Here is an 8,681-nt window from a genome sequence, read left to right as displayed (position 1 = left end):
GGTCAATGAGAGCAAAATGCCCTGTGGTGGCAGCTGCATGGAAGAGTTGGATAATGGCTGCTTGCTATCGGTGAGGTTCACGTAGACCGTACCACGCTGGAAGTCGAGCGGGTGCGTGCCGCCGCCCTGATCGAGCGTCATGCTGTACGGCAGGCACATCTGCAGATTGCCGACGTACGAGCAGGCGGCCTTATCGATGACGAGCGTACCCACGCCGTCGGCAGTCGTCACCCTCAGAGCCTTATTAGCGATGACGATCGTCACGTTGTTATACTGTTGAGTCGAGCCATCGCTCTGTTGCACGGTGACGGTGCCTTTCGCATCGACGGCGCTTGAGGCCGCGAAGACGAACGCGCACGCGCACAGCAGCGAAATAACGAAGACACGCATTGGTTCACTCTCATTCCAACGGCTAGATCTGCAAAATCTCACTTCCACAATGCGCGTGTGGGAGCTTGGTTTCCTGTTGTTTGTTTATTCGTAGGTATCTCCGGCATAATGCTAAGTACCATCATGCCGCCTAAAGCTTATCCGCCGGTGGCGGTAAGCGTGATGTTGACCACCTCCACGCCGCCGGTCTTCAACAGCGACACGGTCTGCTGCTTTGCGCCGCCTGACAATGTGAACACCGCTGATTCCTGACTCTCTGATGTGTCATGCGATGTCTCGGAATGCGCGGGCAAAGCGCCTTGATACCACTTGTACACTTTGTCAAACGGGTCCGATGTCGTGTACACCTGCGAAACCACTTGCTTTCCGGCGACGGTCGCCGTCTGCGGTGCAGTGGCAGCTGTAGCACCGGGATACACGGGCAGCTTGGGCATGAGATCGTTCGTCGCGACCGTTGCGGCGGTGCCGGGGGTCGCACTCGGGACCGCGCTTGACTGCTTCCCGGAATCGCTCTTCGTGCAGCCCGAAGCGAGCAGCGACCAGGCGATGAGCGTAACCAACATAGCGCTTCGGCTCATAAGGAAATCCTCTCTTCGCGGAACTGCTAATCGGGTTGCGACGGACAGGCCTTCTAGCGAAATGTATCCTGCTACCTGCTCGGCGGAACGATGAAGAAACTCGTCGTCACGAGCGAGGCGAGCGCGCGATCTGGTCGAGGATCGTCTGTGCCGGATTGCCGATGCGCATGTCGGTTGAGCGCTGCGTTCACCCGCTCTTTCGCGCCGTTCGGGAATCGCGTCTACCGCGAACACTTGCACGGCCCGGCGCGCAAATCGCGCATACGTTCCGTCCTAACGTTTATGGTACTATGGAAGTCAATAGTAGTTCTAGGAGCGCCAGACATGACTGTTTCATTAAGAGCAGACTCAGCCGCGCCGCTGTCCTCCGACTCGCTTCGCCGCATCGATGCGTACTGGCGAGCCGCGAACTACCTGTCGGTCGGGCAGATCTACCTGCTCGACAATCCGCTTCTGCGGGAGCCGCTCAGACCGGAGCATACCAAGCCTAGGCTTCTCGGGCACTGGGGCACGACGCCTGGGCTCAACTTCGTCTACGCGCACCTCAACCGTCTCATCAAGCAACACGATCTCGATATGATCTTCGTCTGCGGTCCGGGGCACGGCGGGCCCGCCGTCGTAGCCAACACGTATCTCGAAGGGACGTACAGCGAGCTCTATCCGAACGTGTCCCAAAATGCTGAAGGGATGCAACGTCTCTTCAAACAGTTCTCGTTCCCGGGCGGCATCCCAAGTCATGCCTCGCCGGAGACTCCTGGCTCGATCCATGAGGGCGGGGAGCTCGGGTACTCGCTCGCGCACGCCTGCGGCGCGGTCTTCGACAATCCCGATCTCATCGCCAGCGTCGTCGTCGGAGACGGAGAAGCGGAGACGGGTCCGCTCGCGACAAGCTGGCACTTCAACAAGTTCATCAATCCGGCTTGCGACGGCGCCGTGCTGCCGATCTTGCACCTCAACGGCTACAAGATCGCCGGTCCTACCGTGCTCGCGCGGATCCCGCGGCAAGAACTCATCGAACTTCTTCAAGGCTACGGGTATGCGCCGTACGTCGTTGAGGGCCACGATCCAGAACCGACTCATCAACTGCTCGCCGCGACGCTCGAAAAGGTCCTTGCCGAGATCCGCGCCATTCAGAAGACAGCGCGGACGGGCGGGTTCAAGGACCGACCACGCTGGCCTATGATCGTGCTGGTCACGCCCAAGGGTTGGACCGGACCCAAAGTGGTCGACGGCAAGCAGATCGAGGGGACTTTTCGAGCGCACCAAGTGCCCGTGCTCGACGTCCGCACGAACCCCGAACATCTCGCCATCCTCGAGGCGTGGATGCGCAGCTACCGGCCCGACGAATTGTTCGATGCCGACGGACGCCTCGTCGCCGAACTCGCGGCGCTAGCGCCGACCGGACAACGCCGCATGGGAGCGAATCCGCACGCCAATGGCGGCGTTCTCCTTCGCGATCTCCTCATGCCGGATTTTCAGACCTACGCGGCCGACGTTCCGCAACCCGGCACGGAGATGGCGTCGGCGACCGGCGCTCTTGGACGATTCTTACGAGACATCGCCCGACAGAACGCGACGAGCTTCTTGCTGTTCGGGCCAGACGAAACATCTTCCAACAAGCTCGACGCCGTTTTCGAGGTCACGAACCGCCGGTCGACCGCCGTCATCCTGCCGAACGACGATCATGTCGCTCCAGATGGACGCGTCATGGAAGTCCTGAGCGAGCATATGTGTCAGGGCTGGCTCGAGGGCTACCTGCTCACCGGCAGGCATGGTTTCTTCTCATGCTACGAGGCATTCGTCCACATCGTGGACTCGATGTTCAACCAGCACGCCAAATGGCTCGAGGTCACGGCGGCGATCCCGTGGCGCCGGCCCATCGCTTCGCTGAATTACCTGCTGACGTCGCATGTCTGGCGCCAGGATAACAACGGATTCACCCACCAGGATCCGGGCTTCATCGACGTCGTGCTCAACAAGAAACCGGCAGTCGTCCGCGTCTACTTCCCCCCCGACGTGAACACGCTGCTCAGCGTCGCAGATCACTGCTTGCGAAGCCGCCACTACGTGAACGTCATCGTCTCCGGCAAGAATCCTGAGTTGCAGTGGTTCGATGTGGAAGCGGCAAAACATCAGTGCGAGGCCGGGTTGGGCATCTTGGAGTGGGCGAGCAACGATCAGGGGGCAAAGCCCGACGTCGTGTTCGCCTGCGCCGGCGACGTGCCGATGCTCGAGACGCTCGCTGCCGTCGACCTGCTGCGCAAGCACATCCCCGATCTCAAGATCCGGACCGTCAACGTCATCGATATCATGAAACTGCAGCCGCCCTCAGAGCATCCCCACGGGCTATCCGACAACGAATTCGATTCGATCTTCTCGACCGACGCACCGATCATCTTCGCCTTCCACGGCTACCCATATCTGATCCACCGGCTCACCTACCGGCGCCACGGTCACGATAACATGCACGTGCGAGGCTATAAGGAAGAAGGCTCGACGACCACGCCATTCGACATGACGGTGCGCAACGATCTCGACCGTTTTCATCTCGCCGGCGACGCCATCGACCGGATTCCAGGGCTGCAAGACCGCGCGGCCCACGTCAAGCAGCTCTTCCGGGATAGACTGGCGGCCCACAAAGAATACATCGAGCGCGTCGGGGAGGACATGCCTGAGATACGTGATTGGCGCTGGACCCTCTAGCTGACGTGCGCATCCTTTGTCTCAACAGCGGATCGTCGTCGCTGAAGTATGCGATCTACGAGATGCCGGCCGAGCAGCTCCTCGGAAGCGGGGAGGAAGACATCACGAGCGCCCGCGACCAGCCGGCGGCGTTGCGTTCGGTGCTTGATTCGGTCAAGCGGCAAGGACTTCAACTCGACGCCATCGGCCATCGCGTCGTGTTCGGCGGTCCCGAGCACATGGAACCGCAGCGCGTCGACAGCGAGCTCATAGCGTCGCTTGAGCGCTTGGTCGAATTCGACCCCACGCACACCGCGGCGCTCACGGCGATGCGCTACGTGGCCGCCCACGTGCCGGAAGTGCCGGCAGTCGCGTGCTTCGACTCTGCCTTCCACAAGGATATGCCCGCGGTCGCACAGAGCTATCCGCTGCCGAGCGATCTAGGACCGATGGTGCGCCGATTCGGGTATCACGGGCTGTCATACGAATACGTCGTGAGCGCTATCCCCCCACTGGAACGCACGCTGATCGCCCATCTGGGAAACGGGGCAAGTCTCGCGGCGATACGAAACGGCAGGTCCATCGACACGACCATGGGATTCAGTCCGCTCGGCGGGGTGATGATGGGGACGCGTCCGGGCGACCTCGATCCAGGCGTGTTGATCTATCTGCTGCGCGCCAAACGCCTCGACGCGGAGGCGCTGTCCGAACTGCTCAATTCCCGGTCTGGACTGCTCGGCGTTTCCGGCACGGCGGACATGCGTGAGCTATTACGTCGCGCAGCCGGCGATCGAGCCGCACAGGATGCGATCAGTCTATACGTGTATATCGCCGTCAAACACATCGGTGCGTTGGTAGCCGTGCTGGGCGGTCTCGATCAGTTCGTTTTCACCGGAGGCATCGGCGAGCATGCGGCGCCGATCAGAAAAGCCATCTGCGCCGGCTGCGCCTATCTTGGAGTCGTCATCGACGACCAGCTCAACGACGCAAACGCCGCGTGCATCTCCGCGGCAAGCAGCCGCGTCGCCGTTCTGGTCGTCGCGACGAACGAAGATCTCATGATCGCCCGCCACGTGTCTGCGCTCCTGTCCGCGGAAAGACCAACCCAGCGCCGGTGAGCGCCATGACCGCGCCCGACCTGCGCGCCTCAGCGGCTCTCGAACCCGACGAGGTGCTGCGCCGATCGGGCAGCTCAAAGGACGGGCTTTCGTCGGCAGAGGCGCAAGCGCGTCTTCGCCGCGTTGGGCCGAACCAGATCGAGCAGCAGAAAACGACAGCCTGGAGCGTTCTTGCCAGGCAGTTCCAGAACCCATTCCTCATCCTGATGATCGGAACCGCGCTGCTCTCGCTTTGGCTTCACGACAGCTCGGACGCGGCGATCATCCTCGTGATCATCTTCCTCAGCGTCGGCTTGAGCTTCGCGAACGAGTATAGCTCTGCCAAGGCTGTCGACGACCTGCGCGCACGGGTGCAGCGCAAAGCACTGGTCATACGCGACGGCAAGCGCGGGACCATAAACGTCACTGAGCTGGTGCCTGGCGACGTCGTGGAGATCGCAATCGGTGACATCGTGCCGGCCGACATGCGCCTCATCGAAGTGCACGACCTCGAGTGCGACGAGTCAGCCCTGACCGGCGAGGCGATGCCGGCCGTGAAGTCGCTGACCTGCAAACCGGATGAGTCTTCGCTCAATCTCTCGTGCTGCGCGTATCTTGGAACGGTCGTGAAGAACGGCGCCGCGACCGGCGTCGTAGTGGCTACGGGTCGGGCCTGTGCGTATGGATCTATCGCCCACGAACTCCTGCGCCAGGTGCCGCAGACGGCGTTTCAACTCGGCCTGCGGGATTTCTCGATGCTGCTGGTGCGCATCACGGTCATCCTCGCGGGCACGATCTTCGTGCTCAATGCGCTGCTGCATCACTCGTGGATCGAGTCGTTGCTGTTCGCGCTCTCGATCGCCATCGGCATCACGCCGCAACTGCTGCCGGCGATCGTCACGATCAGCCTCTCGTTCGGCGCACGTCAACTCGCAAAACGTTCGGTCATCGTAAAACGGCTCGTGAGCATCGAGGACCTCGGCAACATCGAAGTGCTCTTCACGGACAAGACCGGAACGCTCACCCAAGGGAAGATCTCCTTCCTGAGCGCGCTCGCCCCGGACGGCACGAGCTCCGAAGACCTCGCGGTACAAGCCTTGCTATGCACGGACGTCGTCGTCCAGGACGGACGCATCATAAGCGGCAATGCGCTTGACGTCGCGCTGTGGGAAGCGGCGACCCCCGCGCGTCGCGAGGCAGCGCAGCGCTATCGCCTGATCGATCACGCGCCGTTCGACTATCAGCGCCAGATGATGTCGGTCCTGGTCGACGCGCCGGACGGACGACGGCTGCTGCTGGCAAAAGGCGCGCCCGAAGCGATCGAGGCCTGCTCCACGGGCTTCAGCCCGCAGCTCAAGGCGCTTGTCGATCTTCAGATGAACGACGGACGCCGCGCGATCGTGCTCGCGCAAAGGGAAGCTGCCTCGCTTGCGCAGCTCCATCCGACCGATGAGCGCGATCTCTCGCCTGTTGGCGTGCTGACGTTTGCCGACGAACCTAAACTCGACGCCGCCGACAGCTTGCGCCGCTTGGAAGATCTCGACGTCCAAGTCAAGATCGTGACGGGCGACAGCGACCTGACCGCCCAGGTCGTCTGCCGCGAGCTCGGTTTGGCGGTCGGAGGCACGCTCACCGGCAAGCAACTGGACTCGATGACTGACGCTGAGCTGACAAGCGCGGTCGAGCGGACGTCGATCTTCGCGCGCGTCACCCCGGATCAGAAATCGCGCATCATCAGATTGCAGCGCAAGACCGGCCGCGACGTCGGCTATTTGGGCGATGGAGTCAACGACGCCGTCGCCCTGCACGACGCAGACGTCGGAATTTCAGTCGACTCGGCGGTCGACGTCGCGAAGGACGCCGCCGACATCGTATTGCTCAAGAAAGATCTCGGCGTTCTGGCCGACGGCGTCATCGAGGGGCGCCGCGTTTTTGCCAACACGATGAAGTACGTACTGATGGGTACGTCGTCGAACTTCGGCAACATGTTCAGCGCTGCCGGCGCATCGCTGTTCTTGCCATTCTTGCCTATGCTGCCTTCGCAGATCTTACTGAACAATCTGCTGTACGATATCAGCGAGATGACGATACCCACGGACAATGTCGATCCAGAGCAGCTTCGCCGTCCGGCGCACTGGGATATGAAGTTCATCCAGCGCTTCATGGTGATCTTCGGGCCGATCTCGTCCATCTTCGACTTCGTGACGTTCGGCGTGATGCTGTTCATCTTCCGCGCCGGACCGGAGCTCTTCCACACCGGCTGGTTCGTCGAGTCGCTCTCGACGCAGTCGCTTGTGGTTTTCTTGATCCGCACGCGTTATGTTCCGTTCTGGCGCAGCCGGGCAAGCTGGCAACTCCAGCTGACCACATTTGCCATCGTTGCGCTCGGTATGATTTTGCCGTTCACACCGCTTGCGCGACCCTTGGGCTTCGTTCCGCTGCCGTTGGCGTTCTTTGGGGCGCTTGCGGTGATGATCGCGGCATACTTGGGTCTGATCGAGCTTGCAAAGTGGCTGTTCTATCGGAGCAGCCTCGGCGCGCAGAACAACGCGCCGGCGGGCGAAACAACCTCTACGAGCTTCGCAGAAAGGAGCAAGACGTGAAGGTCGGTGATAGAGTCTATATCGACGGGACCAAGGAGGAAGGCATCGTCAAAGACGTCAGTCCGCATGTGATCGTGGTGCGAGTCGAGGTCCCCGGTGGCCATGAAGATCGAAAATACGCGCTAGAAGACCTGCGGCTCGATCCCACGTTCGACGAGGTGTCGAAGTACATCGATCATTAGTTAGAAGCCCGCCATGCGAATAGCCCAAGGTATTACTTCACCATGATGGTGAGGGTCATGTTGCTATGGCCGGCGCCGCACTCGATCGCGCAATGGATGACGTATGTTCCTGCCGCTTTCGGGATAAAGGTCGTTTGTACGAATTGGCCTGGCTTGATCGCCGTTAGCGGGATCCCGAGTTCGTTCGATTGGATGCCGTGCACGCCGGAAGCCGACGTCAATCGTAGCGTCACAGCCCTTCCAGCCGCGACCGTGATGGTGTTCGGCGTAAACTGCCAGTTGGACGCGACGACGTTGATGACGCTGACCCCGGCGGGGGTTGCCGTTGGAAGCGCCGGGGCTGGCGCGCCTGCCAATGCCACGGTCACGGTCTGAGAGCTGCCGTCGTAGTTGACGTTCGCTCCCAACGCCTCAGAGATGAAGCGCAACGGCACCAACGTGCGGGCACCGACCAAGAAGGGGGCGACGTCCAGCGAGGTCGTCTGCCCGTTGACGCGCGCCGTCGTCGAGCCTATTTGCAGTTGGATGTTGCGGCCGTTGCCGGTGGCGTTGATCAAACCGTTGTCATACACGACGCTCGCGCCAAGGCGCTCGAATACCCCGCGCAGCGGCACAAACACACGCCCGCTTCGCTCGATCGGCGGCTGGTCGAACGTCACCTCTTGACCGTTGACGATGATGCGCACGTTACCGGCAAGAGCTTGCCCAGATGCATATGGGTGCGCAATGGGACTCAGGAACGAGAGTAAAGTGATTATCGCAAGAACGAGAAGTATTCGCATACGATGCCCCTTCCTACTTACAGTCTACCCCATTTCGCAGCTACGCTTTACGCGGTCGGGTTTTGACTGGCGACGCTGATCGGGCTCGAACCGACGACCTCCTGCGTGACAGACACTTCCACTCGATGTGCGCGGTAGTGCGCATACGTGCGCCAGGGCGCGGAGACGTAGCATTCATGAAGGGTTGCCCGGATCTTCTTGTGTGTCACGTGTGCGCCGTTCGGGGCCGTGATTTCGTGTCAAAATTGGTGTCAAAATACCGCGTTACCCGGCGGGTGCCCCGATCCACTCCAATGCAGGCGTCCACGGCTTTTCTCTCGCTTCAATGGTGCGGCGTCTTCGAGGCAACCAATCACGGCGCTAAACG

8 protein-coding genes are annotated in these 8,681 nt (G+C 61.2%); 4 read left to right on the top strand and 4 right to left on the bottom strand.

Annotated features, from left to right (window positions below; translation table 11 throughout):
- Positions 1-390: hypothetical protein (locus VKF82_05015; protein HME81415.1), on the bottom strand; the 390-nt coding region annotated here is incomplete at its 3' end.
- 137 nt (positions 391-527) lie between these two features.
- Entirely contained in the window at positions 528-953 is a 426-nt protein-coding gene (locus tag VKF82_05010) for a hypothetical protein (protein ID HME81414.1), read from the bottom strand.
- A gap of 339 nt (positions 954-1,292) precedes the next feature.
- Here VKF82_05010 and VKF82_05005 point away from each other — a divergent pair, with 339 nt between their 5' ends.
- From VKF82_05005 to VKF82_04990, 4 genes are read left to right on the top strand one after another with little or no spacing between them, the layout of a single operon-like run.
- Positions 1,293-3,671 carry a phosphoketolase family protein gene (locus VKF82_05005; protein HME81413.1) on the top strand — a complete coding sequence of 793 codons (2,379 nt, stop codon included), beginning with the start codon at positions 1,293-1,295 and terminating at the stop codon, positions 3,669-3,671.
- Positions 3,653-4,768 carry an acetate/propionate family kinase gene (locus VKF82_05000; GenBank protein HME81412.1) on the top strand — a complete coding sequence of 372 codons (1,116 nt, stop codon included), beginning with the start codon at positions 3,653-3,655 and terminating at the stop codon, positions 4,766-4,768. The genes VKF82_05005 and VKF82_05000 overlap by 19 nt, the downstream gene beginning before the upstream one ends.
- A gap of 5 nt (positions 4,769-4,773) precedes the next feature.
- The gene (gene mgtA, locus VKF82_04995; protein ID HME81411.1) at positions 4,774-7,350 is read left to right on the top strand and encodes a magnesium-translocating P-type ATPase; all 2,577 of its coding nucleotides are present in this window, start codon (positions 4,774-4,776) and stop codon (positions 7,348-7,350) included.
- The gene (locus VKF82_04990; protein ID HME81410.1) at positions 7,347-7,532 is read left to right on the top strand and encodes a hypothetical protein; all 186 of its coding nucleotides are present in this window, start codon (positions 7,347-7,349) and stop codon (positions 7,530-7,532) included. Before mgtA ends, VKF82_04990 begins: the two co-directional genes overlap by 4 nt.
- A 32-nt stretch (positions 7,533-7,564) precedes the next feature.
- Here VKF82_04990 and VKF82_04985 read toward each other — a convergent pair whose 3' ends face one another.
- Positions 7,565-8,218: a stalk domain-containing protein gene (locus VKF82_04985; GenBank protein HME81409.1), complete on the bottom strand. Its 654-nt coding sequence runs from the start codon at positions 8,216-8,218 to the stop codon at positions 7,565-7,567.
- Between the two features lie 143 nt (positions 8,219-8,361).
- Positions 8,362-8,523, bottom strand: a complete 162-nt coding sequence (locus tag VKF82_04980) for a hypothetical protein (protein HME81408.1) — start codon at positions 8,521-8,523, stop codon at positions 8,362-8,364.
- Between the last annotated feature and the right edge of the window lie 158 nt (positions 8,524-8,681).

The sequence above is a fragment of the Candidatus Eremiobacteraceae bacterium genome, assembly GCA_035314825.1.
In the GTDB taxonomy this organism is placed as follows: Bacteria; Vulcanimicrobiota; Vulcanimicrobiia; order Eremiobacterales; family Eremiobacteraceae; genus JAFAHD01.
The sequence above is the reverse complement of the archived record's forward strand: the minus strand, read 5'-3'. Positions and strand labels throughout refer to the sequence as shown.